The sequence below is a fragment of the Enterobacter sp. MGH120 genome (genome assembly GCF_001037725.1).
Lineage (GTDB): Bacteria > Pseudomonadota > Gammaproteobacteria > Enterobacterales > Enterobacteriaceae > Enterobacter > Enterobacter hormaechei_C.
Map to the genome: position 1 here is coordinate 3,574,857 of NZ_KQ089940.1, position 26,587 is coordinate 3,601,443.

The following is a 26,587-nucleotide window of genomic DNA, read 5'->3' on the forward strand; positions in this document are numbered from 1 at the left end:
AGGTGTAGTTTTCAGGGAGATATAACGAATAGAAGGACAAAAACCACAATGTCGCGAAGGTGCGGAGTGTAGCAGCTTTTGTGACGTGGCGCATAAAATATCCCCGGGGATGACTCGACGCATGGGCGAATCAGGCATAATCTTAATCAATCGATTGATTAATTTTTAATGCCGCCATGAATACAACCCCAACGACAACCAAAGGTGAACAGGCGAAAAGTCAGCTTATCGCCGCCGCGCTGGCGCAGTTTGGCGAGTATGGCCTGCATGCCACCACGCGGGATATTGCCGCTCAGGCGGGACAGAATATTGCGGCCATCACCTACTATTTTGGCTCAAAAGAGGATTTATACCTCGCCTGCGCCCAGTGGATCGCGGATTTTATCGGCACCAGCTTTCGTCCTCACGTTGAAGAGGCCACCGCGCTGTTCAGCCAGCCAGAGCCGGACCGGACTGCCATCCGCCAGCTGATCCTTAACGCCTGTCACAACATGATCCGCCTGCTGACGCACGACGATACGCTGAACCTCAGCAAGTTTATCTCCCGCGAGCAGCTCTCCCCCACAGCCGCTTATCAACTGGTACACGATCAGGTGATTGCCCCGATGCACAGCCATCTGACCCGGCTGATCGCCGCCTATACCGGACGGGACGCCAGCGATACCGACACCATTTTGCATACCCACGCCCTGCTGGGCGAAGTGCTCGCCTTCCGTCTGGGGCGTGAGACCATCCTGTTACGTACGGGCTGGACACAATTCGATGAGGATAAAGCCGCGCAAATTAGCCAGGTCATTACCTGTCACGTTGATCTGATCCTGCAAGGCTTAACGCAAAGGAGCCAGAAGTCATGAAAAAACCTGTCGCCATCATTCTGGTGGTTGTTGTCTTGCTTGCCGCGGGAACAGGCGGCTGGCTGTGGTATCAGAGCCAGCAGGATCGTGGCCTGACGCTGTACGGCAACGTGGATATTCGCACCGTGAACATGAGCTTCCGCGTCGGCGGACGGCTGTCCTCGCTGAACGTTGACGAAGGCGATGCCATCAAAGCCGGGCAGACGCTGGGAATGCTGGACAAAGCCCCGTTTGAGAACGCGCTGATGCAGGCAAAAGCAGGCGTCTCCGTCGCACAGGCGCAGTACGACCTGATGCTGGCGGGCTACCGTGACGAAGAGATCTCCCAGGCGGCCGCTGCCGTTAAGCAGGCAAAAGCCGCCTATGACTATGCACAGAATTTCTATAACCGTCAGCAAGGCTTATGGAAAAGCCGCACTATATCCGCCAACGACCTGGAAAACGCGCGCTCATCCCGCGACCAGGCACAGGCGACGCTGAAATCTGCCCAGGATAAGCTAAGCCAGTACCGCACCGGTAACCGTGCGCAGGACATTGCCCAGGCGAAGGCCAGCCTTGAGCAGGCGCAGGCGCAGTTAGCCCAGGCGGAGCTGGATCTGCACGACACCACGTTAATCGCCCCGTCTGATGGCACGCTGATGACCCGCGCCGTGGAGCCGGGCAGCATGCTCAGCGCGGGCAGCACCGTGTTAACGCTCTCCTTAACCCGTCCGGTGTGGGTGCGCGCTTACATTGATGAGCCAAATCTTGGCCAGATGCAGCCGGGCCGCGAACTGCTGCTCTATACCGACGGTCGCCCGGACAAGCCGTATCACGGCAAAGTGGGCTTCGTCTCCCCTACCGCCGAGTTCACGCCAAAAACCGTTGAAACCCCGGACCTGCGTACCGACCTGGTGTACCGCCTGCGCATCATCGTCACCGATGCGGACGACGCGCTGCGTCAGGGCATGCCTGTTACCGTGACCTTAAACGACGGGGAACGACATGAATGATGCGGTTATCCAGCTCAACAATCTGGTCAAACGCTTCCCGGGAATGGCCAAACCGGCAGTCGCACCGCTGAATTGTACGATTCAGAAAGGCTATGTGACCGGGCTGGTGGGGCCGGACGGCGCGGGTAAAACCACGCTGATGCGGATGCTGGCGGGATTGCTGAAGCCGGATGAAGGCAGTGCCAGCGTGCTTGGCCTCGATCCGATCAAAGACGACGCGGCGCTCCACGGCATGCTCGGCTATATGCCGCAGAAGTTTGGTCTGTACGAAGATCTGACGGTAATGGAAAACCTCAACCTGTATGCCGATCTGCGCAGCGTTACCGGCGAAACCCGGCAGAAAACCTTCCAGCGTCTGCTGGCGTTTACCTCCCTCGGCCCGTTCACCGACCGGCTGGCGGGCAAACTTTCCGGCGGGATGAAGCAGAAGCTGGGGCTGGCCTGCACGCTGGTGGGCGAACCGAAGGTGCTATTGCTGGATGAACCCGGCGTGGGCGTGGACCCGATTTCCCGCCGCGAGCTGTGGCAGATGGTGCACGAGCTGGCGGGTGACGGCATGCTGATCCTCTGGAGTACCTCTTACCTTGATGAAGCAGAGCAGTGCCGCGACGTGCTGCTGATGAATGAAGGCGAACTGCTCTATCAGGGCGAACCCACCGAGCTGACGCAAACCATGGCCGGGCGCAGTTTTCTGCTGCACAGCGCGCAGGAGTCCAACCGCAAGCTGCTGCAACGGGTACTGAAGCTGCCGCAGGTGAGCGACGGGATGATTCAGGGCCGTTCGGTGCGCGTGATCCTCAAAAAAGAGACTACCGCCGACGATATCCGCCGTGCGCAGGGTATGCCAGAGATCGACATGACAGAGACCGCGCCGCGCTTTGAAGATGCGTTTATCGATCTGCTGGGCGGGGCGGGAACCTCAGAATCACCGCTTGGCGCCATCCTGCACACGGTGGAAGGCACGCCGGGCGAAACGGTCATTGAAGCGAAATCGCTCACCAAAAAATTCGGCGATTTCGCCGCCACCGATAACGTCAATTTTGCCGTGAAGCGCGGCGAGATATTTGGCCTGCTCGGGCCGAACGGCGCGGGGAAATCCACCACCTTTAAAATGATGTGCGGCCTGCTGGTACCAACCTCCGGCAAAGCGCTGGTGCTGGATATGGATCTGAAAGTCAGCTCCGGCAAGGCGCGCCAGCATCTCGGGTATATGGCGCAGAAGTTTTCGCTGTATGGCAACCTGACGGTCGAGCAGAATCTGCGCTTTTTCTCCGGCGTGTACGGCCTGCGCGGGCGGGCGCAGAACGAAAAAATCCGCCGCATGAGCGACGCCTTCGCGTTAACCAACATTGCGTCCCACGCCACCGACGAGCTGCCGCTCGGCTTTAAGCAGCGGCTGGCGCTGGCCTGCTCACTGATGCACGAGCCGGATATCCTGTTTCTTGATGAACCGACTTCAGGCGTGGACCCCCTCACCCGCCGAGAATTCTGGTTGCATATCAATAGCATGGTGGAAAAAGGCGTGACCGTGATGGTCACCACCCACTTTATGGACGAGGCAGAGTATTGCGACCGCATCGGGCTGGTCTATCGCGGCAAGCTGATTGCCCACGGCACGCCGGATGACCTGAAAGCGCAGGCCGCCGACGACGCGCAGCCAGACCCGACCATGGAGCAGGCGTTTATCACCCTCATCCAAGACTGGGATAAGGAGAATACTCATGCGCAGTAACACCCTTTCCTGGCGCCGGGTGCGCGCCCTGTGCGTCAAAGAGACGCGGCAGATTGTGCGTGACCCCAGCAGCTGGCTGATTGCGGTGGTGATCCCCCTGCTGCTGCTGTTTATTTTCGGCTACGGGATTAACCTCGACTCCAGCAAGCTGCGGGTCGGGATTTTGCTGGAGCAGCAGAGCGAAGAGGCGCTGGACTTCACCCACGCCATGACCGGCTCGCCCTACATCGATGCCACCATCAGCGACAACCGGCAGGAACTGATCCAGAAAATGCAGGCCGGAAAAATTCGCGGTCTGATCGTCATTCCGGTCGATTTTGCCGCCAATATGGCACGCCCGGGCGCCGATGCGCCAATTCAGGTGATCACCGACGGCAGCGAGCCGAACACCGCCAACTTCGTGCAGGGCTACGCGGAGGGTATCTGGCAGCTCTGGCAGATGCAGCGCGCCGAAGACCGGGGGGAGGAGTTTGAACCGCTGATTGACGTGCAGACGCGCTACTGGTTTAACCCCGCCGCCATTAGCCAGCATTTTATTATTCCGGGGGCGGTCACCATCATCATGACGGTGATTGGCGCGATCCTCACCTCGCTGGTGATCGCCCGCGAATGGGAGCGCGGCACCATGGAGGCGCTGCTCTCGACCGAAGTGACGCGCGTCGAGCTGCTGCTCTGCAAGCTGATTCCCTACTACTTCCTCGGCATGCTGGCGATGCTGCTCTGTATGCTGGTCTCGGTATTTATTCTTGGCGTGCCGTACCGCGGCTCGCTGGTGCTGCTGTTCTTTATTACCAGCCTGTTTTTGCTCAGCACGCTGGGGATGGGGCTACTCATCTCCACCATCACCCGCAACCAGTTTAACGCCGCGCAGGTGGCGCTTAATGCCGCCTTCCTGCCGTCGATTATGCTCTCCGGCTTTATCTTCCAGATAGACAGTATGCCGGCGGTGATCCGCGCCGTGACGTACATCATTCCGGCGCGCTACTTTGTGAGCACCCTGCAAAGCCTGTTCCTGGCGGGAAATATTCCGGTGGTGCTGATTATCAACACCCTGTTTTTGCTGGCGTCGGCGGTGATGTTTATCGGGCTGACGTGGATGAAAACGAAAAGAAGATTAGATTAGCCATCGGATTTTGTAGGTCGGGTAAGCGCAAGCGCCACCCGACAGGAGGACGACGCGATGTTTCACCGTTTATGGACATTGATCCGCAAAGAGCTGCAATCCTTGCTGCGCGAGCCGCAGACCCGCGCCATTCTGGTGCTGCCGGTGCTGCTTCAGGTTGTACTGTTTCCGTTTGCCGCCACGCTGGAGGTCACCAACGCCACCATCGCCATTTACAACGAAGACAACGGCAAGCATTCCGTCGAGTTGACGCAGCGTTTCGCCCGCGCCAAAGCCTTTACCCATGTCCTGCTTCTGGAAAGCCCGCAGGCGATCCAGCCCACCATCGACACGCAGAAAGCATTATTGCTGGTGCGCTTCCCGGCGGACTTCTCCCGCAACCTGGACACATTCCAGACCGCGCCGATGCAGCTGATCCTCGACGGACGTAACTCCAACAGCGCCCAGATTGCGGCGAACTATTTGCAACAGGTGGTGAAGGATTACCAGCAGGAGCTGATGGCAGGCAAACCCAAACCCAACAACAGCGAGCTGGTGGTGCGCAACTGGTACAACCCGAACCTGGACTATAAATGGTTTGTGGTGCCGTCATTAATCGCCATGATCACCACCATTGGCGTGATGATTGTCACCTCGCTGTCCGTGGCGCGCGAACGTGAGCAAGGTACGCTGGATCAGCTGCTGGTCTCACCGCTCGCCACCTGGCAGATATTTGTCGGCAAGGCGGTGCCGGCACTGATTGTCGCGACGTTCCAGGCCACCATCGTGCTGGGAGTGGGAATATGGGCGTACCAGATCCCGTTTGCCGGATCGCTGGCGCTGTTTTACTTCACGATGGTAATTTACGGCCTGTCGCTGGTGGGGTTTGGGCTGCTGATTTCCGCGCTCTGCTCAACGCAGCAGCAGGCGTTTATCGGGGTGTTTGTCTTTATGATGCCGGCGATCTTGCTTTCAGGGTACGTTTCGCCAGTGGAGAACATGCCGGTGTGGTTACAGGATTTGACGTGGATAAACCCGATTCGTCACTTCACGGATATCACCAAGCAAATCTATCTGAAGGATGCGAGTCTGGATATTGTATGGGGAAGTTTGTGGCCGCTACTGGTCATCGCGGCCACAACGGGCTCAGTGGCCTATGCGATGTTTAGACGAAACATCGCGTAGTTTTTTCTCTTTGGTGAGCAATGACACCACCGCAGGCCCTGCGAGGATAGCCAGACCCGCCAGGGCCAGCAGCAGGTTGTTTTGCAGCACGCGTGACAACAGCCACAGGACGATCATTGCCGCACCAAAATACCAGGTGGTGGTGAGCTCTTCGAGCACATCACCCACTTCACGCCAGCGCGCGTCGTGGTGACGCTGTAAAAACAGCATCGACAGCACGGTCACGCCGTAAACCACGCATAACCCTAAGCCGACACGCACCAGCGTGCCGCTCATCCAGCCCATCACCAGTACGGCCACGACCAGTAAATGCAACATTATCTGCCAGCAACTCAAACCGGTTGCGACACGAACGCGTTGTTGCCACTTCATGGCTTCTCTCCTGAAGGATTTTTCTCTGCTAATTCAGACTACCGCACTTTACGGAAAATTCCGTAACGCCGCATCTTTTTGTGACGCCTACTACACTTTATTTTCATCGGGATAGTCACCCAGGAAGGTGTTTATGAGCAAAAAAACGCAGCATTTCTCGCTTAAGGTGCTGACGATAAACATTCATAAGGGCTTCACAGCATTTAACCGCCGCTTCATTTTACCGGAGCTGCGCGACGCGGTGCGCACCGTCAGCGCCGATATTGTCTGCCTCCAGGAGGTCATGGGCGCGCACGAAGTGCACCCTATGCATTTCGAAAACTGGCCCGACACGCCCCACTACGAGTTTCTGGCGGATACCATGTGGAGCGATTACGCCTACGGGCGCAATGCGGTCTACCCGGAGGGGCATCACGGTAACGCGGTGCTGTCGCGTTTTCCTATCGAGCATTATGAGAACCGCGACGTCTCCGTTGGCGAGAGCGAAAAACGCGGGCTGTTATACTGTCGTATCACCCCCCCGGCGCTCGATTTTCCCATTCATGTGGGCTGTGTTCATCTTGGCCTGCGTGAAGCCCACCGTCAGGCCCAGCTACAGATGCTGGCAGACTGGACCAATGCGCTGCCGGAGGGCGAGCCCGTCGTGGTGGCCGGTGATTTCAACGACTGGCGACAGCGGGCCAACCATCCGCTGAAGGTGAAGGCGGGGCTGGAGGAGATCTTTACCCGCTCACGCGGTCGTCCCGCGCGGACGTTTCCGGTGCGCTTCCCCCTACTGCGCCTTGACCGCATTTACGTAAAAAATGCCCACGCCAGCAGCCCGACTGCGCTGGCTTTACTCAACTGGCGACATCTCTCCGACCATGCCCCACTCAGCGCGGAGATTCACTTATGAAATGCACATGGCAGGAAGGTAACCGTATTACGCTGCTGGAAAATGGCGATAACTTTTATCCGGCGGTTTTTGAGGCGATTAGCCACGCACAGCAGAAAGTCTTTCTCGAAACGTTTATCTGGTTTGAAGACGATGTGGGCAGGCAGTTGCACAGCGCACTGCTGCATGCCGCCCGTCGCGGTGTAAAAATCGAGGTTCTGCTCGACGGATATGGTTCGCCGGATCTCAGCGACGAATTTGTTAACGAGCTCACCGCCGCAGGTGTGGTGTTCCGCTATTACGATCCCGGCCCGCGTCTGTTCGGCATGCGCACCAACCTGTTCCGCCGAATGCACCGCAAAATTGTGGTGGTGGATGAAACGGTGGCCTTCGTTGGCGGCATTAACTACTCCGCCGAGCATATGTCGGATTACGGTCCCGAAGCTAAACAGGACTACGCGATCCGTATCGAAGGACCGGTGGTTCAGGACATCCAGCTGTTCGTGCTGGAAAACTTACCCGGCAAAGAGGCCGCTCGCCGCTGGTGGCGACGCCGTCATCGCCCGGAAGAGAACCGCAAGCCCGGCGAGGCGCAGGCGCTGTTCGTCTGGCGGGATAACGAGGAGCACCGGGACGATATCGAGCGTCATTACCTGAAGATGCTGGCGAATGCGAAGCGTGAGGTGATTATCGCCAACGCCTATTTCTTCCCCGGTTACCGGATTTTGCACGCCATGCGCAACGCGGCCCGACGCGGCGTGAGCGTGAAGCTTATCGTGCAGGGTGAGCCCGATATGCCGATTGTGAAGGTCGGCGCGCGTCTGCTCTATCGCTATCTGGTCAAAAGCGGCGTGCAGATCTATGAATATCGCCGCCGCCCGCTGCACGGCAAAGTCGCCGTGATGGATGACCACTGGGCGACCGTTGGCTCCAGCAACCTCGATCCGCTGAGCTTATCGCTCAATCTGGAAGCGAACCTGATCATCCACGATCGCCAGTTTAATCAGACCCTGCGCGATAACCTTCAGGGTCTTATCAATAAAGACTGCGTGCGTGTGGATGAGTCCATGGTGCCGAAACGGAGCTGGTGGAACGTGGGCATCGGCGTGGTGGTGTTCCACTTCCTGCGCCACTTCCCGGCCATGGTGGGCTGGCTGCCCGCGCATACGCCGAAACTGGCGCTGGTGGATCCGCCTGTGCAACCCGAAATGGAAACCCAGGACCGCGTAGAGGCGGAAGATGGAGGGAAAACCTGATGTCGAAATCTCATCCTCGCTGGCGGCTGGCGAAAAAAATCCTGACCTGGCTGTTCTTCATTGCCGTCGCGGTCCTGCTGGTGGTGTATGCCCAAAAGGTGGACTGGGAAGAGGTGTGGAAAGTTATTCGCAACTACAACCGGACAGTCCTGCTGGGGGCCGTTGGGCTGGTGATTGTGAGCTACCTGATGTACGGCTGCTATGACCTGCTGGGACGTGCCTACTGCGGGCATAAGCTTGCCAAACGGCAGGTTATGCTGGTGTCATTCATCTGCTATGCCTTTAACCTGACGCTGAGCACCTGGGTGGGCGGGATTGGTATGCGCTATCGCCTGTACTCCCGCCTTGGCTTACCGGGCGGCACCATCACGCGTATTTTCTCCTTAAGCATCACCACCAACTGGCTGGGGTATATCCTGCTGGGCGGGGTGATTTTCACCATCGGCGTGGTGCAGCTGCCTGCGCACTGGTACATCGATGAGGCTACCCTGCGCATCCTGGGCATCGTACTGCTGCTGATCATCGCCGCCTACCTGTGGGCCTGCGCCTTTGCCAAACGTCGTCACATGACCATTAAAGGCCAGAAGCTGGTGCTGCCGTCATGGAAGTTTGCCGTCCTGCAAATGGTGGTTTCCAGCGCTAACTGGATGGCGATGGGGGCCATTATCTGGCTGTTGATTGGCGAAGATGTGAACTACTTCTTCGTGCTGGGCGTGCTGCTGGTAAGCAGTATTGCCGGGGTGATTGTGCATATTCCGGCGGGTATTGGCGTACTGGAGGCGGTGTTTATCGCGCTGCTTGCGGGGGAGCATGTGTCTCACGGGACGATTATCGCCGCCCTGCTCGCGTACCGCATGATCTACTACTTCCTGCCGCTGGCGCTGGCAACGGTCTGTTATCTGGTGCTGGAGAGTCGGGCGAAGAAGCTGCGCGCGAAGAACGAGAGGATGTTGGCGAAGTGAGTTGTGTCGGGTAGCGCTGCGGTCTGATGCCCTCACCCCGGCCCTCTCCCACGGGGAGAGGGAGAAAAGCCCGCACCGTGCAATCCCCTCTCCCTGAGGGAGAGGGTTAGGGTGAGGGGGAAATAACTAGCGACGGTTGCCGAAGATACGCAGCAGCATCAGGAACAGGTTGATGAAGTCCAGATAAAGCGTCAGCGCGCCCAGAATCGAGTATTTGCGCAGATTTGAACTGTCGCGAACATCAATTTGTTCACCGATGTTTTTCAGCTTCTGGGTATCGTAAGCGGTTAAGCCCACGAAGATCACCACCCCGATATAGGTCACCGCCCACATCAGCGCGTCACTCTTCAGCCACAGGTTCACCAGCGACGCCAGCACAATCCCAATCAGCCCCATAAACAGCATGTTGCCGAAGCCGCTCAGGTCACGTTTGGTGGTGTAACCGTACAGGCTCATCACACCGAACATCCCGCCGGTCACCACAAACGTGCTGGCGATGGAAGAGTAGGTGTAAACGATGAAAATACTGGAAAGCGTCAGCCCGGTCAGCGCCGAATAGAGCATAAACAGCGTGGTCGCCATACCCGCGCTGAGCTTGTGCACCAGCCCGGAGAGCACGAACACCAGCGCCAGTTGCGCAATAATCAGCCCAAAGAAGGTGATTTTGCTTGAGAAGATAAACATCATCAGTTCAGGCGTATTTGCCGCATACCACGCGATAAACGCGGTAAGCAGCAGGCCAACCGTCATCCAGCCATACACCTGAGCCATGTAGGTTTGCAGCCCGCTACGGGTCTGCTGAACTATCGAATCGGAACGCGGAAATCGGTCCATGATTCACTCCTGATTAAGTAAACACACACGTTAAGAGTAACACATCCGCGTAAACCAACTACCAACGGCTGGCGGCATGTTTATCGCTGTCGCGTGATTCCACCCAGCGCTCACCTTCCGGCGTCGCTTCACGCTTCCAGAACGGCGCTTTGGTTTTAAGGTAATCCATGATGAACTCCCCCGCCGCAAAAGCACTCCCGCGATGGGCGCTGGTGACGCCGACAAACACAATCTCTTCGCCGGGCCACATTTCGCCGATGCGATGGATAACCGTAACGCGCCCTAGTGGCCAGCGGCCTCGCGCCTCTTCCACAATGGCCGCCAGCGATTTTTCGGTCATTCCCGGATAGTGCTCCAGCGTCAGCGCTTTTACGCTGTCGCCGAGATTATGATTACGCACTTTCCCGGTAAACGTCACGACCGCGCCGTCTTCGTCGCGCCCGGCCAGCCAGTCATATTCCGTGCCCACGTTAAAACGCTCATGGCCGACCAGAATTCGGGTTTCCGTCATCTTAACCCCCTGTGACCGGCGGGAAGAAGGCCACTTCGTCCCCATCGGCCAGCGGGTGGGTCAACTCCACCAGCGTCTGGTTCACGGCGGCCAGCAGTTTGCCTTCGTCCAGCGCCAGCGCCCAGCGGTCGCCTTGCGCCGCCAGATGCGCACGCAGGGCGGCGACATTTTCGAAAGAGCCGTCCAGCGTCAGGCTGTCGGTATTGACCAGCTCACGGACCTGGGCAAAAAAGAGCACCTTAATCATGGCTTTCCACCTTAAAATCACCGGATTTGCCGCCGCTTTTTGCCAGCAGACGCACCGGGCCAATCACCATATCTTTCTGTACCGCTTTACACATGTCGTAGATGGTCAGCGCCGCCACGGAGGCCGCCGTCAACGCCTCCATCTCCACGCCGGTTTTCCCGGTTAAGCGGCACAGGGACTCGATACGCACACGGTTATGCGCCGGCTGCGCCTGCAAATTTACCTCCACTTTGCTGAGCATCAGCGGATGGCAGAGCGGGATGAGGTCCCAGGTACGTTTAGCGGCCTGAATACCGGCGATGCGGGCGGTGGCAAACACGTCACCCTTGTGATGGCTGCCGTCGATAATCATCGCCAGCGTCTCCGGCAGCATGGTGACGAACGCTTCAGCACGCGCCTCGCGCACCGTTTCGGCTTTGGCGGAGACATCCACCATATGCGCTTCGCCAGCGGCGTTTATGTGGGTCAGTTGTGACATAGCTTATTTCTTTAAATGGGGATGAAAATTACACGGACGGGTACGGGCATCCAGCTGCGGGGCAATAATGTTTTCCCACGCGGTGCGGCAGGCTTTGGTCGACCCCGGCATGGCGAAGATCAGCGTCTTATTCGCCACCCCCGCGACGGCACGGGACTGAAGCGTAGAGGTGCCAATCTCTTCAAAGGAGAGCATGCGGAACACTTCGCCGAAGCCTTCCACTTCGCGATCGAACAGCGGGAGCAGCGCTTCCGGTGCCTGGTCGCCTGCGGTAAAGCCGGTGCCGCCAGTGATCAGCACCACCTGGACGTCATCACCCGCAATCCACTGTGAGACCTGAGCGCGAATGGCGTAACGGTTTTCTTTGACGATCGCTTTATCAACAATCTGGTGTCCGGCTTCGTGTGCCGCCTCGCGCAGCCAGTGGCCAGAGGTATCATCCTCTTCACCACGACGTTCGGAAACGGTAAGAATAGCAATGCGTGTCGGGATAAATTCCGCGCTTACCTGACTCATCTTCTGGTTCCTTCTAAAGCCTGATTACCCGCCGATATAGGACAGGTTCTGAGTAATGCCGGTGTTGCCCTGATGCAGGAAATGGGTCTGCTTTTTGTGCGTCAGCGCCTCGGAAATACGTGCTTCAAGCGCGTCCTGCTGGGCGTCATCTTCCAGCAAATCGCGTAGATCGACGCCGCCATCCCCGAACAGGCAAAGATGGAGCTTGCCGACGGAGGAGACGCGCAGGCGGTTGCAGCTGGCACAGAAGTCTTTTTCATAGGGCATGATCAGGCCGATTTCGCCTTCATAATCCGGATGACAAAAGACCTGCGCCGGGCCATCGCTGCGCTGGCGGATCTGGTGGATCCAGCCGCGTTTCAGCAGTTCGTCGCGCAGAACCATGCCGGAGATATGATGGCGACGGAACAGCTCGCTACCCTCCCCGGTCTCCATCAGCTCAATAAAACGCAGTTGAATGCGGCGCGGTTTGATCCACGCCAGGAAAGTGTCCAGCTGATGGTGGTTCACATCACGCATCAACACGGTATTGACTTTGACCTTGTCGAAACCGGCGGTGAACGCGGCATCGATGCCGTCCATCACCTGCTGGAACTTATCCTGGCCGGTAATGGCGTGGAACTGATGGGCGTCCAGGCTATCGACGCTGACGTTGATCGCCGTCAGCCCCGCATCGCGCCAGTTCGCCACGTCACGCGCCATGCGGTAACCGTTGGTGGTCACCGCGATCTGGCGGATACGTTCGTTTTCACGCACGGCGGCAATGATGTCAGGGAAATCACGGCGCAGGGAGGGCTCTCCCCCGGTAAGACGCACTTTTTCCGTGCCAAGTTCAGAGAACGCGCGCGTGACGCGGCGTACTTCATCCACGGAGAGAAAGCCATTATTGGTGACGCTGCCCGGCTTGTAGCCATCGGGCAGGCAGTAGGTGCAACGGAAGTTACACACGTCGGTAATCGACAAACGTAAGTAGAAAAACTTACGCGCGAAAGCATCAGTAAGTTGTGAAGCCATGTACACCTTTCCAGATCGGGAGGCACAGTCATTTCTTTCTGTACCCTGGTGGCAAATCCGCCACGGCCAGGGCGCCATATCTCTCGACACAGGCGCCAGGGCTAGAGTGTATGTTTTCAGTTTTGAAAACGGGGTTATGGCGATAGTAGCGTGGAAATCGCCACTTCGCCATTGTCGCTTTTCGCTATATAAATTTATATATAACGATGTTATCGTGCATTTTCACTACAGAATACGCAAAAACAGCGCTTTCGCATTGATATACGTCATTATGGTTTGTGAGAGGCATCGTCTTTTAGGAGTAGTTGCGTTACTGTGACGCAAGCTTAACAGGATAAGGAATAGGTATGCGCAATCGCACTTTTGCGGATCTGGACCGTGTGGTCGCTCTTGGCGGAGGTCACGGTCTGGGACGAGTGATGTCGTCGTTATCGTCACTGGGCTCGCGCCTGACGGGCATCGTGACAACAACGGACAACGGCGGCTCAACCGGGCGGATCCGACGTGCTGAAGGCGGGATAGCCTGGGGTGACATGCGCAATTGCCTCAACCAGCTCATCACGGAGCCAAGCGTGGCCTCGGCAATGTTTGAGTACCGTTTTGGCGGAAATGGTGAACTTTCAGGCCATAACCTTGGAAATCTGATGTTAAAGGCGTTGGATCACCTGAGCGTGCGCCCTCTGGAAGCGATCAATTTAATTCGTAACCTGTTAAAGGTGGATGCATTCCTGATCCCGATGTCCGAACAGCCGGTGGATTTAATGGCGATCGATGCCGACGATCACGAAGTGTATGGTGAAGTGAATATCGACCAGCTTCTTCTTCCGCCAAAAGAGCTAATGACCTACCCCAGCGTACCCGCAACGCGTGAAGCGGTAGAAGCGATTGCCGAGGCCGATCTGATCCTGATTGGGCCGGGAAGTTTTTATACCAGCCTGATGCCGATCCTGCTGGTGAAAGAGCTGGCGCAGGCGCTGCGCAGAACGCCTGCGCCCATGGTCTATATCGGTAATTTAGGCCGCGAACTCAGCCCGGCGGCGGCAAGCCTGTCGCTGGCGGATAAGCTGGACCTGATGGAACAGTACGTTGGTAAGAAAATTATCGATGGTGTCGTGGTCGGGCCGAAAGTGGATGTATCGGGGATTGGCGATCGCGTGGTGGTGCAGGAGCCGCTGGAAGCCAGCGATATTAAATATCGCCACGACCGCCATCTGCTGCGCGAGGCGCTGGAGAAGGCGATTCAGGCATTAGGTTAACAAAAACCCCGGTGGCGCTGCGCTTACCGGGGCTACAAAAGACGCTAAACCTGTAGGCCCGGTAAGCGCAGCGCCACCGGGCAAAAAACTACGATGCCGCAATAAACAGATCCCGCAGCTGATGCAGCTGATCGCGGATTTGCGCGGCCTCTTCGAACTCCAGGTTCTGCGCGTGCTGCATCATCTGCCCTTCCAGCTCGTGGATCTTCTGCTGCAACGCTTTCGGCGTCAGCGCGACGGTATCCTCTTCCACCACTGAACGGGCCTTGCTGCGGCCTTTCGCTTTGGTCTTCGCAATGTTCTGACCCAGCGCCAGGATATCCACCACCTTCTTGTTCAGCCCCTGCGGCGTGATGCCGTGCTCTTCGTTGTAGCGCTGCTGCTTCTCGCGACGACGTTCCGTTTCGCCAATCGCTTTGGCCATCGACGGGGTGATTTTATCCCCGTACAGGATCGCCTTCCCGTTGACGTTACGCGCGGCGCGGCCTATGGTCTGGATCAGCGAGCGCTCGGAACGCAGGAAGCCCTCTTTGTCCGCGTCCAGAATCGCCACCAGCGACACCTCAGGCATATCCAGCCCTTCTCGCAGAAGGTTAATACCGACCAGCACGTCGAACTCGCCCAGACGCAGATCGCGGATGATCTCCATACGCTCCACGGTATCGATATCCGAGTGCAGATACCGCACCTTCTCACCGTGTTCTTCCAGATACTCCGTCAAATCTTCCGCCATACGTTTGGTGAGCGTGGTAACCAGCACGCGCTCGTTGATGGCGGAACGGGCACGTATTTCCGAGAGCAGATCGTCCACCTGCGTCGCCACCGGACGAACCTCGATAATTGGATCCAGCAGCCCGGTCGGACGCACCACCTGGTCCACCACGTCATCACCGGATTTTTCCAGCTCGTAGTTGCCCGGCGTCGCCGATACGTAGATGGTCTGCGGAGCAAGCGCCTCAAATTCTTCAAACTTCATCGGACGGTTGTCCAGCGCTGACGGCAGTCGGAACCCGTACTCCACCAGCGTCTCTTTACGCGCGCGGTCACCGCGGTACATCCCGCCGATCTGGGGGATCGTAACGTGGGATTCGTCGATCACCAGCAGGCCGTCCGCCGGAAGGTAGTCAAACAGCGTCGGCGGCGCTTCGCCCGGCCCGCGCCCGGAGAGGTAGCGCGAGTAGTTTTCGATGCCGGAGCAGTAGCCCAGCTCGTTCATCATCTCCAGATCGAACTGGGTACGCTGGCTCAGGCGCTGCTCTTCCAGCAGCTTATTGTTCGCCAGCAGCACCTTGCGGCGGTCCGCCAGCTCGGTTTTGATCTCTTCCATCGCCTGCACAATACGCTCGCGCGGCGTTACATAGTGCGTTTTCGGGTAGATGGTGAAGCGCTGGATCACCGACTCGACGTGACCGGTCAACGGATCGAACAGCGACAGGCGTTCAACCTCTTCGTCGAACAGCTCTACGCGCAGCGCCATATCGTCCGACTCCGCCGGGAAGATATCAATCACCTCGCCGCGCACGCGGAAGGTCCCGCGCTGGAACGCCTGATCGTTTCGGGTGTACTGCAACTCCGCCAGACGGCGCAAAATCGCACGCTGATCGATGATCATCCCCTGCGTCAGGTGCAGCATCATCTTGAGATAGAGATCCGGATCGCCCAGGCCGTAGATCGCCGACACCGAGGCCACCACCACCACATCACGACGCTCCAGCAGCGCCTTGGTCGCCGACAAACGCATCTGCTCGATATGTTCGTTCACCGAGGCATCTTTCTCGATAAACGTGTCGGAGCTGGGAACGTAGGCTTCCGGCTGGTAGTAGTCGTAGTAGGAGACGAAATACTCCACCGCGTTTTCCGGGAAGAACTCTTTCATCTCACCATACAGCTGCGCCGCCAGCGTTTTGTTCGGCGCGAGAACCATCGTCGGACGCTGGAGATCGGCAATGACGTTGGCAATGGTGAAGGTTTTGCCCGAACCAGTAACCCCCAGCAGGGTCTGGTGCGCCAGCCCGTCCTCCAGCCCCTCTTCCAGGCGACGAATAGCCTCGGGCTGATCCCCGGAAGGACGGAAAGCAGAATTCAGTTTAAACGGTTTACTCATGGGCGACGACCTGATGACAGAATAAGCGGCAGGTGAGTAATTTTACTCGTTGTGGCCAGGATTGCCAGTAAAAAACACTGGATGAAAAACCAGTAGCGTGTCAGGATATTTAGCGTAGCGCAGAGAGGATTAGTGCGTTCGCGAGCCAAATTTCGACTGTGACAAAATAAAACACCAGCCTCAGGGGGTTATCCCCAGAACTATTACTTTTTTAACATTTGTCAAGGGCGGTTATGAAAGTTTTATGGCAACAGGTCTCGCTGGCGTTGAGGGAATTGCTTTTATCTAATTCGTTAAAAAATAAAGACTAAATTATTAAGCCGCGTTTCGCATCAATTTGGTTGTAACCCGCGTATTCTCTCGCTTATCGCGGGTTTTCTAACTCTAATGCACAAGGTTATCCACAGGAATAGTGGATAACTGCCTCCAGCCCGTACAGCATGCACTCCAGCAAATTCCCGGTTTTTCCCACGAAGCGGCAGTAAAAAATTTTTATCACTCTTTTTTGCCTGGAAAACGTTCATTTTTTCATAAGCGGCTGGCGAGATCTTAATCACAATTCTGTCATTTCTCCTGCACCACGATTCGACATACGCAGCACCGGGAGTGTGCAATTCGTATAAACGTTCAGCTTTTGATAGAGAGTTATTCCTAAAAATGGCCTTTTTTTAATCATTATGAAGTTCCTGGCAGGCGTTTTGCAGACATCACTCTGTGCATCACCCCACACATTTTTAAGGAGAGAAAGATGTTGAGTCTGCGTGCTGTAAATCAGTTTTACGGAAGCCAACATACGCTATGGAACGTGAATATCGATTTCCCGCAAGGCATCTGTACGGGCATTGTTGGCCTGCCTGGCATGGGCAAATCCACGCTTATGAACTGCATTACCGGAAAGGTGCCCGTCGAGAGCGGCACCATCATCTGGCATGAGGCTGGCGCGCCGCCGCATAACTTGCTCAACCCTGCGTCCGCATTCCCGGCGCCGCCGACGATAGGCTACGTCCCGCAGGATCGGCGAATATTTTCCCAGCTCACCGTCGATGAAAATCTGCATATCGCTATGCGGGCGACGGGGAAACCCGACCCGGCATCAAAAAGTGACGTGTATGCCCTGTTTCCGGAGCTTTTTCCGCTGCGACAGAGCCGTGCCTCTGCGCTGTCCCCTGACGACCAGTATCAGCTGGCCCTCGCCAGTGCGCTGGTTAATCGTCCGCGCGTGTTGATTCTGGATGAGCCCATGTATGGCGCAGGGCACGGTTTCGCGCGCAGGCTGGGGCAGTTGCTGGTGCGGTTGAATCGGGAGCTGGGAATGACGGTGCTGTTAGCGGAGCAACAGCTGTCGTTTATCCGCCGGGTAGCGGATCGTTTCTGCATGCTCTATCGCGGACGTAACGTGGCACAGGGCCACGTTAACGAGCTGGATGACGACCTTATTGCGCACTGGATGGCGCGGGACATAAGGCGCTGAGGTCGAGATAGCGTCCGGTTTCCGCCTGCTCTGCGCCGTCGGCAAGCCACGGGATCTCGCCGAGAAACGGCGCAGGCAGCACCCGCTTCAGCGTCGCCAGATACTCAGCATGACGTTTACCCGGCGCTACCACGTCATTGGCAATCCACCCTGCCAGACGCAACCCGGCCTGCTGCACGGCCTGGGCGGTCAGCATGGCGTGATTGATACAGCCAAGCTTCACGCCAACCACCAGAATGACCGGAAGCTGCTCGGCCTGCACCCAGTCAGCAAATGTCTGCTCGTCGGACAGCGGGGTAAACCAGCCGCCAGCCCCCTCCACCAGCACCCAGTCGGCCTGCGTTTCCAGGACGCGTAACCCGGAAGAGAGCACCGAAAAATCAATCGGACGATCTTCATCGACGCTGACGATGTGCGGCGAGGTGGGTTCAGCAAAGGTATAGGGGTTCACCGCAGAATAGGCCAGCGTAAGGCTGCTGTTACGCTGTAGCGCCAGCGCATCGGTATTACGTAAGCCTTCCGGCGTCATCTCGCTGCCGGAGGCTACGGGCTTATACCCGGCCGTAGTTTTCCCCAGCAGACGCGCCGCCTGCAACAGCGCGGCGCTGGCAACCGTTTTACCGACTTCAGTGTCCGTGCCGGTAACAAAATAACGTTCAGTCACGTTCAATAATCCCATGAAAAAGATGATAAGAGAGCGGGAACCGGCCCCGCTCCTGCGGCCAGGCCAGCTCGAGACGCTGGAGTTGGCCACGGGTAAGGGGTTTCTTCTCCCGTCCGGCGTGCAGGTGCGTCGCGCCTATGCCCTTAAGCGATCGCATGGCGCTTAACGCATCGCTAAATTCGAGGGTGACGGTCTGGACCACGCTGCGATAGCGCCAGCCTGCCAGCGCCTGAGTGACCTGTTGGTGCGAGAGAAACCGGTTGGCGTGCGGCTGCGCATCCACTGCCCTCCACGCCTGATTTAGCTCTGGCAACGAACTTTCCAGCATGGTGGTAAAGGCCACCGCTCCGCCGGGCCGCGCCACGCGGTATAGCTCGCGTAGGGCCTGCGGCAGGCTGGCGCACCACTGCACCGCCAGATGGCTCCAGACAAGGTCAAACAGCGCATCCTCCAGCGGGATGGCCTCGATATCGGCCACCAGATAACGGTCTGCTGACTGCTGCTGGCGGGCCTCATCCAGCATCTGCGCGGATAAATCCAGCGCCGTGACGTGGCTACCCGTTGCGCGCCAGTAGCGGCTATTGCCGCCAGGCCCGCAGCCAGCGTCGAGCACCTGCGCAAAACGCCCCTCACCGAGCGCGGCCAGCAGCCCGCGGGCGCTCAGGCGTTGCAGCTCATCGTGCTGTGAATAGCTTTGCGCTGCCCGGCCAAACGCGGCGGCAACGGCCTGTTTATTGACGGGAGACATACAGTGCCTCCAGAAGCGTATCGATATCCTGCGGCTCGTGCGCTGCCGTGAGCGTCAGACGCAAGCGCGCGGTGCCTGGCGGCACGGTGGGTGGGCGGATCGCCGTGACCCACTGCCCGCGTTCTCGTAGCGCCTGTGCCAGCATCAGCGCCCGATGGTTTTCACCCACAATCACGGGCTGAATGGCGCTGTGCGAGTCGGTAAGCCGGTAAGGCAGTGCGCTTACCCCCCGGCGAAAACGCTGAATATGGTCGGCCAGGCGCGCCCGGCGTTCAGCGCCGTCTTCGCCGCGGATCACCGCAAGCGACGCAGAGAGCGCCACGGCCTGCGCCGGGGGCATGCTGGTGCTGTAGATCAGGTGCCGGGCGAACTGCACCAGGTAATCGGCCACCGGCTCGCTGCACAACACCGCGGCGCCGCTGACGCCGAAGCCTTTGCCGAAGGTGACCACCAGCAGTTCCGGCCTGACGCGTTGCTGGTGCGCGCTTCCGCGCCCCTCCTCGCCGGTGACGCCAATGCCGTGGGCATCGTCGACCAGCAGCCAGGCGTTCTGCTGTTTTGCGACGTCATGCAAGGTGGCAAGGGGCGCGCTGTCGCCGTCCATGCTGAATACCCCTTCCGTCACCGCCAGCTGAAGCCCTGAACAGGGTTTACCCAGCAGGACGTTCAGCTGAGAGGCATCGTTATGGGCAAAACGCCGCAGCTGCGCCGGGCTGAGACTGGCCGCTTCAAGCAGGGACGCGTGGCTCAGGCGGTCCGCGATGATGCGGTCGTCTTTGCCCATCAGGGCGGCAATCACCGCCTGATTCGCGGCAAAACCGGAGATAAACAGCAGCGCCCGCGGGTAGCCCAGCCAGTCGGCCAGCTCTTCCTCCAGCGCCTGATGCGCCGTGGTGTAGCCGCTGACGTGCCCGGAGCCACCGCTGCCCACGCCGTAACGATCCGCGCCCTGCTGCCAGGCGCGAACGATCTGCGGGTGCTGGCTCAGGCCCAGATAATCGTTGCTGGAGAAATTACAGAACCGCTCTCCTTCCCGGGAGAGAAAACGGCCTGCACCGTTTTCCACTACCCTGCGCACCCGAAACGCATCCGCCGCCCGCCGCTCGTCGAGCGCGGTCCTGATACGTGCCTGCCAGGTCATACGGCTGCCGCGTTGTAGAACTGGTCGGTGTCGGCGTTAAAAATCTGCTGCTCCAGCTGCTGCTGTTGCTCGTTATCCCCCGCCTGTACCTCGGTCTGGTGTGGGTTCAGCCCCAGCTTGCGGAACAGCTGGACATCTTTGTCCTCTTCCGGGTTTGGCGTGGTCAGCAGTTTGCAGCCGTAGAAGATGGAGTTGGCCCCGGCCATGAAGCACATCGCCTGGGTCTGCTCGCTCATCTGCTCGCGACCGGCAGAGAGGCGAACATAAGAGGTCGGCATCATGATGCGCGCCACCGCGATGGTGCGGATGAAATCGAAGGCATCCACGTCCTCGTTATCCGCCAGCGGCGTGCCTTTTACCTTCACCAGCATGTTGATGGGCACGCTTTCCGGCGGGGTCGGCAGGTTTGCCAGCTGTAGCAGCAGGCCAGCACGATCTTTTACCGTCTCGCCCAGTCCCACGATCCCGCCGGAACAGACCTTGATCCCCGCATCACGCACTTTATCCAGCGTGTCCAGACGCTCCTGATAGGTGCGCGTGGTGATGATGTTGCCATAGAACTCCGGCGAAGTATCGAGGTTGTGGTTGTAGTAATCCAGCCCCGCCGCCGAGAGACGCTGCGCCTGCTCCTCGTTCAGCGTGCCGAGGGTCATGCAGGCTTCAAGCCCCATCTCCTTCACCCCCTTCACCATCTGCTCCAGATAGGGCATGTCGCGGTCATGCGGATTTTTCCACGCCGCGCCCATGCAGAAGCGGGTCGAGCCAGCGTTTTTGGCCTTGCGCGCGGAGTCGAGCACCTGCTCGACTTCCATCAGGCGCTCGGATTCGAGACCGGTTTTATAGCGCGCACTTTGCGGGCAATATTTGCAGTCTTCCGGGCAAGCCCCGGTTTTGATCGACAGCAGCGTGCTGACCTGAACATGACGCGGATCGAAGTGCTGGCGGTGCACCTGTTGCGCCTCAAACATTAGCTCCAGGAAAGGTTTGTTGAATAATTCAGTGACTTGCGACATCGTCCAGCGTGCGTGGTGAGCCATCGGGCTTCTCCAAAGGGTTTTGTTAATTGTCGGTTCGGTTTATACTTGTAAACCTAAAACTTTTCAAAATGGTTTACAAGTCGATTATGACCCAGGACGATCTCGCCTTCGACAAGCAGCATATCTGGCACCCTTATACCTCCACGACCCGCCCCCTTCCCGTCTATCCGGTGGCCTCTGCCCACGGCTGCGAGCTGCATCTCGCCAGCGGCGAGCGGCTTGTTGACGGGATGTCCTCCTGGTGGGCGGCGATCCATGGCTACAACCACCCGCGACTGAACGCGGCGATGAAAGCGCAGATTGACCAGATGTCACACGTGATGTTTGGCGGGATCACGCATCAGCCCGCGGTGGATTTATGCCGTCGCCTGGTAGCGATGACGCCTGAATCGCTGGAGTGCGTTTTCCTGGCCGACTCCGGCTCGGTGGCCGTGGAAGTGGCGATGAAAATGGCGTTGCAGTACTGGCATGCGAAGGGCGAAACGCGCCAGCGGTTCCTTACCTTCCGCAACGGCTATCACGGCGACACTTTCGGCGCGATGTCGGTATGTGATCCGGACAACTCCATGCACAGCCTGTGGAAAGGCTATCTGCCGGAAAACCTGTTTGCGCCAGCCCCGCAGAGCCGCTTCGACGGCGAATGGGACGAGATGGACATGGTGGGCTTCGCGCGGCTGATGGCGGCCCATCGCCACGAGATTGCCGCCGTTATTCTCGAACCGATTGTGCAGGGCGCGGGCGGAATGCGGATGTACCATCCCGAGTGGCTGAAGCGCATTCGGAAGATGTGCGACCGCGAAGGGATCCTGTTGATTGCCGATGAGATCGCCACCGGCTTTGGCCGCACCGGGAAATTGTTCGCCTGCGAGCATGCGGGGATCGCGCCGGATATTCTGTGCCTGGGGAAAGCGCTCACCGGCGGCACCATGACGCTCTCCGCCACGCTTACCACCCGCCAGGTTGCCGATACCATCAGCGACGGCGACGCGGGCTGCTTTATGCACGGCCCGACGTTTATGGGCAACCCGCTGGCCTGCGCCGTGGCAAGCGAAAGCCTCGCCATTCTGGAAAGCGGCGCATGGCAGACGCAGGTGGCGGCGATTGAGGCGCAGCTGAAGCAGCAGTTAAGCGCGGCGGCGGAGGCGGAATACGTCGCGGACGTCCGCGTACTGGGCGCCATCGGGGTAATCGAGACAACGCATCCGGTGAACATGGCCGCGTTGCAGCGCTTCTTCGTTGACCAGGGCGTGTGGGTGCGACCTTTCGGTAAGCTGATTTACCTCATGCCGCCGTACAGCATTTCTGCGGATCAGCTCCGCAAGCTGACCGGGGCAGTGGTTAAAGCCGTTAACATTTCAGCGCATTTCACGATTTAACCCCATGCGTTACACTTTCTGAATGAGTGAGTAACGAGGGAAATCGGATGAAAATCATCAGTAAAGATTTGCGCGACGGCGAAAAGCTGCCGGAACGTCACGTGTTTAACGGGATGGGTTATCAGGGGGATAATATCTCTCCCCATCTGGCGTGGGACGATGTGCCAGCGGGAACCAAAAGTTTTGTCGTGACCTGCTACGATCCGGATGCGCCAACCGGGTCGGGCTGGTGGCACTGGATCGTGGCAAACCTGCCCGCCGACACGCGCGTGCTGCCGCAGGGCTCCGGTTCCGATCTGGTTGCTCTGCCTGACGGTGCGATTCAGACGCGCACTGACTTTGGCAAAGCGGGCTACGGCGGCGCGGCGCCGCCAAAAGGGGAAACGCACCGCTATATCTTCACCGTGCACGCGCTGGATGTGGACAAGATTGAGGTCGACGAAGGGGCGAGCGGCGCGATGGTAGGCTTTAACGTGCATTTCCATTCGCTGGGTAGCGCGTCGATTACGGCGATGTATTCGTAAAAAAAGCCGGGTGGCGGCTACGCCTTACCCGGCCTACATTTCGTACTCGTAGGCCCGGTAAGCGCAGCGCCACCGGGCATAAAATCACAGCACCGAAGGTAACAGCCCCACCAGCCGTCCTTCCTCCAGAAGCTGCATCGCCTTATCAATATCCGGCGCAAAGAAGCGGTCGTCATCGTAGTGCGTAACGTGCTCGCGCAGTTCCTGGCGCGCCTGCTCCAGCAGCGGGCTGGATTTTAGCCCTTCGCGCAAATCAATACCCTGACACGCCGCCAGCCACTCCACCGCCAGCACGCCGCGGGTGTTAGAGGCCATCTCCCAGAGGCGACGCCCGGCAGCCGGGGCCATCGAAACGTGATCTTCCTGGTTGGCTGAGGTTGGCAGGCTGTCCACGCTGTGCGGATGCGACAGGGCTTTGTTCTCGCTTGCCAGTGCCGCGGCGGTGACCTGGGCGATCATAAAGCCCGAGTTTACGCCGCCGTTACGCACCAGGAACGGTGGCAACTGGGACATGTGCTTATCCATCATCAGCGCGATTCGACGCTCAGACAACGCCCCGATTTCGGCAATCGCCAGGGCGATATTATCTGCGGCCATCGCCACCGGCTCGGCGTGGAAGTTACCGCCAGAAACCACCTCGTTTTCCTGAGCAAATACCAGTGGGTTATCGGACACCGCATTGGCCTCCACCAGCAGCACTTCTGCCGCCTGGCGCAGCTGCGTCAGGCAGGCGCCCATCACCTGCGGCTGGCAGCGCAGGGAATACGGATCCTGCACCTTCTCACAGTTGTGATGCGAATCGGCAATGTCGCTGGTATCGGTAAGTACGTGGCGGTACATGGCAGCGGCATCAATCTGCCCGCGCTGGCCGCGCACCTCGTGGATGCGGGCATCGAACGGACGACGCGAGCCGAGCACCGCCTCAGTGGTCAGTGCACCGCACACCACCGCCGAGGCGAACAGATCTTCCGCTTCAAACAGACCGCGCAGCGCGAAAGCGGTCGACGCCTGCGTGCCGTTGAGCAGCGCCAGCCCCTCTTTTGCCGCGAGGGTGATCGGCGTTAAGCCAGCTTTTTTCAGCGCCTCTTTCGCAGGCAGCCACTCCCCTTGCCAGCGCGCCTGGCCTTCACCCAGCAGGAGCAGCGACATATGCGCCAGCGGCGCCAGATCGCCGGAGGCGCCGACGGAGCCCTTCGCCGGGATCCACGGATAAACTTCCGCATTGACCAGCGCCATCAGCGCCTGGATCACGCTCAGACGAATGCCGGAAAACCCACGCGCCAGGCTGTTGATTTTCAACACCATCATCAGGCGGACGATCTCATCGTCCAGCGGCTGGCCAACCCCCGCCGCGTGCGACAGCACCAGCGAACGCTGTAAATTCTCCAGATCGTGCGTGGCGATGCGGGTCTGCGCCAGCAGGCCAAACCCGGTATTGATGCCGTAGGCGGTGCGCCCCTCCGTCACAATCGCCTCCACGCAGGCCACGCTGTCGTTAATGGCACGGTGGGCGCTTTCATCAAGGGAGAGTGTCACCGGATGACGCCAGACGTGACGCAGCTGTTTGAGCGTCAGCGAGCCGGGAGTAAGTGTTAACGCGTTCATGCAGGCTTTCCTTGTGTGGCGGGGATCATCGGCAGGTTCAGGCCCTGCTCTTTGGCACAATCAATGGCAATCTCGTAACCCGCATCCGCGTGACGCATCACGCCGGTTGCCGGGTCGTTGTGCAGCACGCGAGCGATACGCGCGGCCGCTTCATCAGTTCCGTCACAGACGATGACCATCCCGGAGTGCTGGGAGAAGCCCATCCCGACGCCGCCGCCGTGGTGCAGCGATACCCAGGTCGCGCCGCTGGCGGTGTTCAGCAGGGCATTCAGCAGCGGCCAGTCGGAGACCGCATCCGAGCCGTCGCGCATGGCTTCGGTTTCACGGTTCGGACTGGCGACAGAGCCGGAGTCCAGGTGGTCGCGGCCAATGACGATCGGCGCGGAGACTTCGCCGCTGCGCACCATTTCGTTAAAGGCGAGGCCGAGTTTTTGCCGCCACTCCAGCCCGACCCAGCAGATACGCGCCGGCAGGCCCTGGAAGTTAATGCGTTCGCGCGCCATATCCAGCCAGCGATGCAGGTGTTCGTCGTCGGCGACAATCTCTTTCACTCTGGCGTCAGTTTTGTAGATATCCTCCGGGTCGCCGGACAGGGCAACCCAGCGGAACGGCCCGATGCCGCGGCAGAACAGCGGACGAATATAGGCGGGCACGAAGCCGGGGAAGTCAAAGGCGTTATTCACCCCCATCTCTTTCGCCATCTGGCGGATGTTATTCCCGTAATCAAAGGTCGGAATACCCATCTTACTGAAGGCCAGCATCGCGGAGACGTGTTCCGCCATGGCGCGTTTAGCCGCCAGTACCGTGCCCTCAGGATCGGTTTCCGCTTTTTGCTGGTAGTCTTCCCACGTCCAGCCTTTTGGCAGGTAGCCGTGAAGCGGATCGTGAGCGCTGGTCTGGTCGGTGACCAGATCCGGACGCACGCCGCGCGCCACCAGTTCCGGCAGAATATCCGCCGCGTTGCCGCACAGGGCAACCGACACGGCTTTGCCTTCAGCGGTGTACTTTTTGATGCGCGCCAGCGCGTCATCGAGGTTGTCGGCCTGCTCATCGACATAGCGGGTACGCAGACGGAAATCGATGCGGCTCTGCTGGCACTCAATGTTCAGGGAGCACGCGCCCGCCAGCGTCGCGGCCAGCGGCTGCGCGCCGCCCATGCCGCCCAGTCCGGCGGTGAGCACCCAGCGGCCTTTCAGTGATCCGTTATAGTGCTGACGGCCCGCTTCCACGAAGGTTTCATACGTGCCCTGCACAATCCCCTGGCTGCCGATGTAGATCCAGCTACCCGCGGTCATCTGGCCGTACATGGCCAGCCCTTTTGCGTCCAGCTCGTTGAAGTGTTCCCACGTCGCCCAGTGCGGCACCAGGTTGGAGTTGGCAATCAGCACGCGGGGCGCATTTTTATGGGTTTTGAATACGCCCACCGGTTTGCCGGATTGCACCAGCAGCGTTTCGTCGTTTTCGAGATTCGTCAAAGACTCGACAATCGCGTCATAGCACGCCCAGTTGCGCGCGGCGCGGCCAATGCCGCCGTAGACCACCAGCTCGTGGGGATTTTCTGCTACCTCAGGATCAAGGTTGTTCATCAACATGCGCAGCGGTGCTTCGGTGAGCCAGCTTTTTGCGGTGAGCGTGGTGCCGCGCGCGGCGCGGACATCCTGCTTGCGGTATTTATCTGACGACATTGTGTGTTCCTCATAAGGGACAGGTGATGCATTTAGATATACTTGTA

At 58.8% G+C, this 26,587-nt stretch carries 26 protein-coding genes and 1 riboswitch; of the genes, 12 read left to right on the top strand and 14 right to left on the bottom strand.

The features are described 5' to 3' along the window. Positions 1–176 precede the first annotated feature (176 nt). Genes cecR through SK54_RS16705 form a run of 5 tightly spaced genes read left to right on the top strand, consistent with a single transcriptional unit; the run spans position 177 to position 5,865 of the window. On the top strand, positions 177–854 hold the full coding sequence (gene cecR, locus SK54_RS16685) for a transcriptional regulator CecR (protein WP_047727968.1): 678 nt from the start codon (positions 177–179) through the stop codon (positions 852–854). Then, positions 851–1,846, top strand: coding sequence for a secretion protein HlyD (hlyD, locus tag SK54_RS16690; protein ID WP_047727970.1), 996 nt, complete (start codon positions 851–853; stop codon positions 1,844–1,846). Before cecR ends, hlyD begins: the two co-directional genes overlap by 4 nt. Continuing rightward, positions 1,839–3,578, top strand: a complete 1,740-nt coding sequence (locus SK54_RS16695) for an ATP-binding cassette domain-containing protein (protein WP_032668742.1) — start codon at positions 1,839–1,841, stop codon at positions 3,576–3,578. The genes hlyD and SK54_RS16695 overlap by 8 nt, the downstream gene beginning before the upstream one ends. After that, positions 3,568–4,701 (top strand): ABC transporter permease, encoded by a 1,134-nt coding sequence (locus tag SK54_RS16700; protein WP_023296150.1) that lies wholly within the window; start codon positions 3,568–3,570, stop codon positions 4,699–4,701. Before SK54_RS16695 ends, SK54_RS16700 begins: the two co-directional genes overlap by 11 nt. 57 nt (positions 4,702–4,758) lie before the next feature. Then, positions 4,759–5,865, top strand: coding sequence for an ABC transporter permease (locus tag SK54_RS16705; protein ID WP_017384932.1), 1,107 nt, complete (start codon positions 4,759–4,761; stop codon positions 5,863–5,865). On the opposite strand, the gene SK54_RS16710 is transcribed toward SK54_RS16705, so the two are convergent. Then, entirely contained in the window at positions 5,827–6,237 is a 411-nt protein-coding gene (locus SK54_RS16710) for a YbhQ family protein (protein ID WP_003858499.1), read from the bottom strand. The two genes, SK54_RS16705 and SK54_RS16710, sit on opposite strands and share 39 nt — an antisense overlap. Before the next feature lie 133 nt (positions 6,238–6,370). Here SK54_RS16710 and SK54_RS16715 point away from each other — a divergent pair, with 133 nt between their 5' ends. From SK54_RS16715 to SK54_RS16725, 3 genes are read left to right on the top strand one after another with little or no spacing between them, the layout of a single operon-like run. After that, complete coding sequence (locus SK54_RS16715; protein WP_017384933.1) at positions 6,371–7,132, top strand: endonuclease/exonuclease/phosphatase family protein; 762 nt, start codon at positions 6,371–6,373, stop codon at positions 7,130–7,132. Continuing rightward, complete coding sequence (gene clsB / locus SK54_RS16720; RefSeq protein WP_015571079.1) at positions 7,129–8,367, top strand: cardiolipin synthase ClsB; 1,239 nt, start codon at positions 7,129–7,131, stop codon at positions 8,365–8,367. The genes SK54_RS16715 and clsB overlap by 4 nt, the downstream gene beginning before the upstream one ends. Next, the gene (locus tag SK54_RS16725; RefSeq protein ID WP_015571080.1) at positions 8,367–9,329 is read left to right on the top strand and encodes a lysylphosphatidylglycerol synthase domain-containing protein; all 963 of its coding nucleotides are present in this window, start codon (positions 8,367–8,369) and stop codon (positions 9,327–9,329) included. Before clsB ends, SK54_RS16725 begins: the two co-directional genes overlap by 1 nt. A gap of 126 nt (positions 9,330–9,455) precedes the next feature. On the opposite strand, the gene SK54_RS16730 is transcribed toward SK54_RS16725, so the two are convergent. The 6 genes from SK54_RS16730 to moaA form a co-directional block, all read right to left on the bottom strand. Then, on the bottom strand, positions 9,456–10,163 hold the full coding sequence (locus SK54_RS16730; protein ID WP_015571081.1) for a Bax inhibitor-1/YccA family protein: 708 nt from the start codon (positions 10,161–10,163) through the stop codon (positions 9,456–9,458). Positions 10,164–10,221: 58 nt separating this feature from the next. Beyond that, complete coding sequence (moaE, locus tag SK54_RS16735) at positions 10,222–10,674, bottom strand: molybdopterin synthase catalytic subunit MoaE (RefSeq protein ID WP_015571082.1); 453 nt, start codon at positions 10,672–10,674, stop codon at positions 10,222–10,224. A 1-nt stretch (position 10,675) separates the two neighbouring features. Continuing rightward, positions 10,676–10,921 (bottom strand): molybdopterin synthase sulfur carrier subunit, encoded by a 246-nt coding sequence (moaD, locus tag SK54_RS16740; protein WP_003858510.1) that lies wholly within the window; start codon positions 10,919–10,921, stop codon positions 10,676–10,678. Further along, entirely contained in the window at positions 10,914–11,399 is a 486-nt protein-coding gene (gene moaC, locus SK54_RS16745) for a cyclic pyranopterin monophosphate synthase MoaC (RefSeq protein WP_017384934.1), read from the bottom strand. The genes moaD and moaC overlap by 8 nt, the downstream gene beginning before the upstream one ends. Positions 11,400–11,402: 3 nt before the next feature. Then, a complete protein-coding gene (gene moaB / locus SK54_RS16750) occupies positions 11,403–11,915 on the bottom strand; it encodes a molybdenum cofactor biosynthesis protein B (protein ID WP_015571084.1) in 513 nt (170 codons plus the stop codon). A 24-nt stretch (positions 11,916–11,939) separates the two neighbouring features. Then, positions 11,940–12,929 (bottom strand): GTP 3',8-cyclase MoaA, encoded by a 990-nt coding sequence (gene moaA, locus SK54_RS16755; protein WP_032647768.1) that lies wholly within the window; start codon positions 12,927–12,929, stop codon positions 11,940–11,942. Then, a riboswitch (molybdenum cofactor riboswitch) is annotated at positions 12,917–13,050 on the bottom strand. (Overlaps the previous gene by 13 nt.) Positions 13,051–13,276: 226 nt before the next feature. Between moaA and yvcK the strand changes: the two genes are divergently transcribed. Then, positions 13,277–14,185 (top strand): uridine diphosphate-N-acetylglucosamine-binding protein YvcK, encoded by a 909-nt coding sequence (yvcK, locus tag SK54_RS16760; RefSeq protein WP_017384936.1) that lies wholly within the window; start codon positions 13,277–13,279, stop codon positions 14,183–14,185. 88 nt (positions 14,186–14,273) lie between these two features. On the opposite strand, the gene uvrB is transcribed toward yvcK, so the two are convergent. Continuing rightward, positions 14,274–16,289, bottom strand: coding sequence for an excinuclease ABC subunit UvrB (uvrB, locus tag SK54_RS16765; protein ID WP_023303330.1), 2,016 nt, complete (start codon positions 16,287–16,289; stop codon positions 14,274–14,276). Between the two features lie 748 nt (positions 16,290–17,037). Between uvrB and SK54_RS16770 the strand changes: the two genes are divergently transcribed. Beyond that, positions 17,038–17,760 (top strand): ABC transporter ATP-binding protein, encoded by a 723-nt coding sequence (locus tag SK54_RS16770; protein ID WP_045339192.1) that lies wholly within the window; start codon positions 17,038–17,040, stop codon positions 17,758–17,760. On the opposite strand, the gene bioD is transcribed toward SK54_RS16770, so the two are convergent. From bioD to bioB, 4 genes are read right to left on the bottom strand one after another with little or no spacing between them, the layout of a single operon-like run. After that, positions 17,723–18,424 carry a dethiobiotin synthase gene (gene bioD, locus SK54_RS16775; protein ID WP_023303329.1) on the bottom strand — a complete coding sequence of 234 codons (702 nt, stop codon included), beginning with the start codon at positions 18,422–18,424 and terminating at the stop codon, positions 17,723–17,725. The genes SK54_RS16770 and bioD overlap by 38 nt on opposite strands. Continuing rightward, entirely contained in the window at positions 18,417–19,172 is a 756-nt protein-coding gene (gene bioC, locus SK54_RS16780) for a malonyl-ACP O-methyltransferase BioC (protein ID WP_048247634.1), read from the bottom strand. Before bioC ends, bioD begins: the two co-directional genes overlap by 8 nt. After that, positions 19,156–20,313 carry an 8-amino-7-oxononanoate synthase gene (gene bioF / locus SK54_RS16785; protein WP_045142381.1) on the bottom strand — a complete coding sequence of 386 codons (1,158 nt, stop codon included), beginning with the start codon at positions 20,311–20,313 and terminating at the stop codon, positions 19,156–19,158. Before bioF ends, bioC begins: the two co-directional genes overlap by 17 nt. Beyond that, a complete protein-coding gene (gene bioB / locus SK54_RS16790) occupies positions 20,310–21,350 on the bottom strand; it encodes a biotin synthase BioB (protein WP_023303328.1) in 1,041 nt (346 codons plus the stop codon). Before bioB ends, bioF begins: the two co-directional genes overlap by 4 nt. A 68-nt stretch (positions 21,351–21,418) precedes the next feature. Between bioB and bioA the strand changes: the two genes are divergently transcribed. Next, positions 21,419–22,726, top strand: coding sequence for an adenosylmethionine--8-amino-7-oxononanoate transaminase (gene bioA / locus SK54_RS16795; RefSeq protein WP_059452745.1), 1,308 nt, complete (start codon positions 21,419–21,421; stop codon positions 22,724–22,726). 47 nt (positions 22,727–22,773) lie between these two features. Next, the gene (locus SK54_RS16800) at positions 22,774–23,250 is read left to right on the top strand and encodes a kinase inhibitor (RefSeq protein WP_003858531.1); all 477 of its coding nucleotides are present in this window, start codon (positions 22,774–22,776) and stop codon (positions 23,248–23,250) included. Positions 23,251–23,334: 84 nt separating this feature from the next. Here the strand turns inward: SK54_RS16800 and hutH are convergent, their stop codons facing one another. Together hutH and hutU are read right to left on the bottom strand one after the other, a co-directional pair. After that, positions 23,335–24,855 (bottom strand): histidine ammonia-lyase, encoded by a 1,521-nt coding sequence (hutH, locus tag SK54_RS16805; protein ID WP_048247636.1) that lies wholly within the window; start codon positions 24,853–24,855, stop codon positions 23,335–23,337. Further along, on the bottom strand, positions 24,852–26,540 hold the full coding sequence (gene hutU / locus SK54_RS16810; RefSeq protein WP_003858533.1) for a urocanate hydratase: 1,689 nt from the start codon (positions 26,538–26,540) through the stop codon (positions 24,852–24,854). The genes hutH and hutU overlap by 4 nt, the downstream gene beginning before the upstream one ends. Between the last annotated feature and the right edge of the window lie 47 nt (positions 26,541–26,587).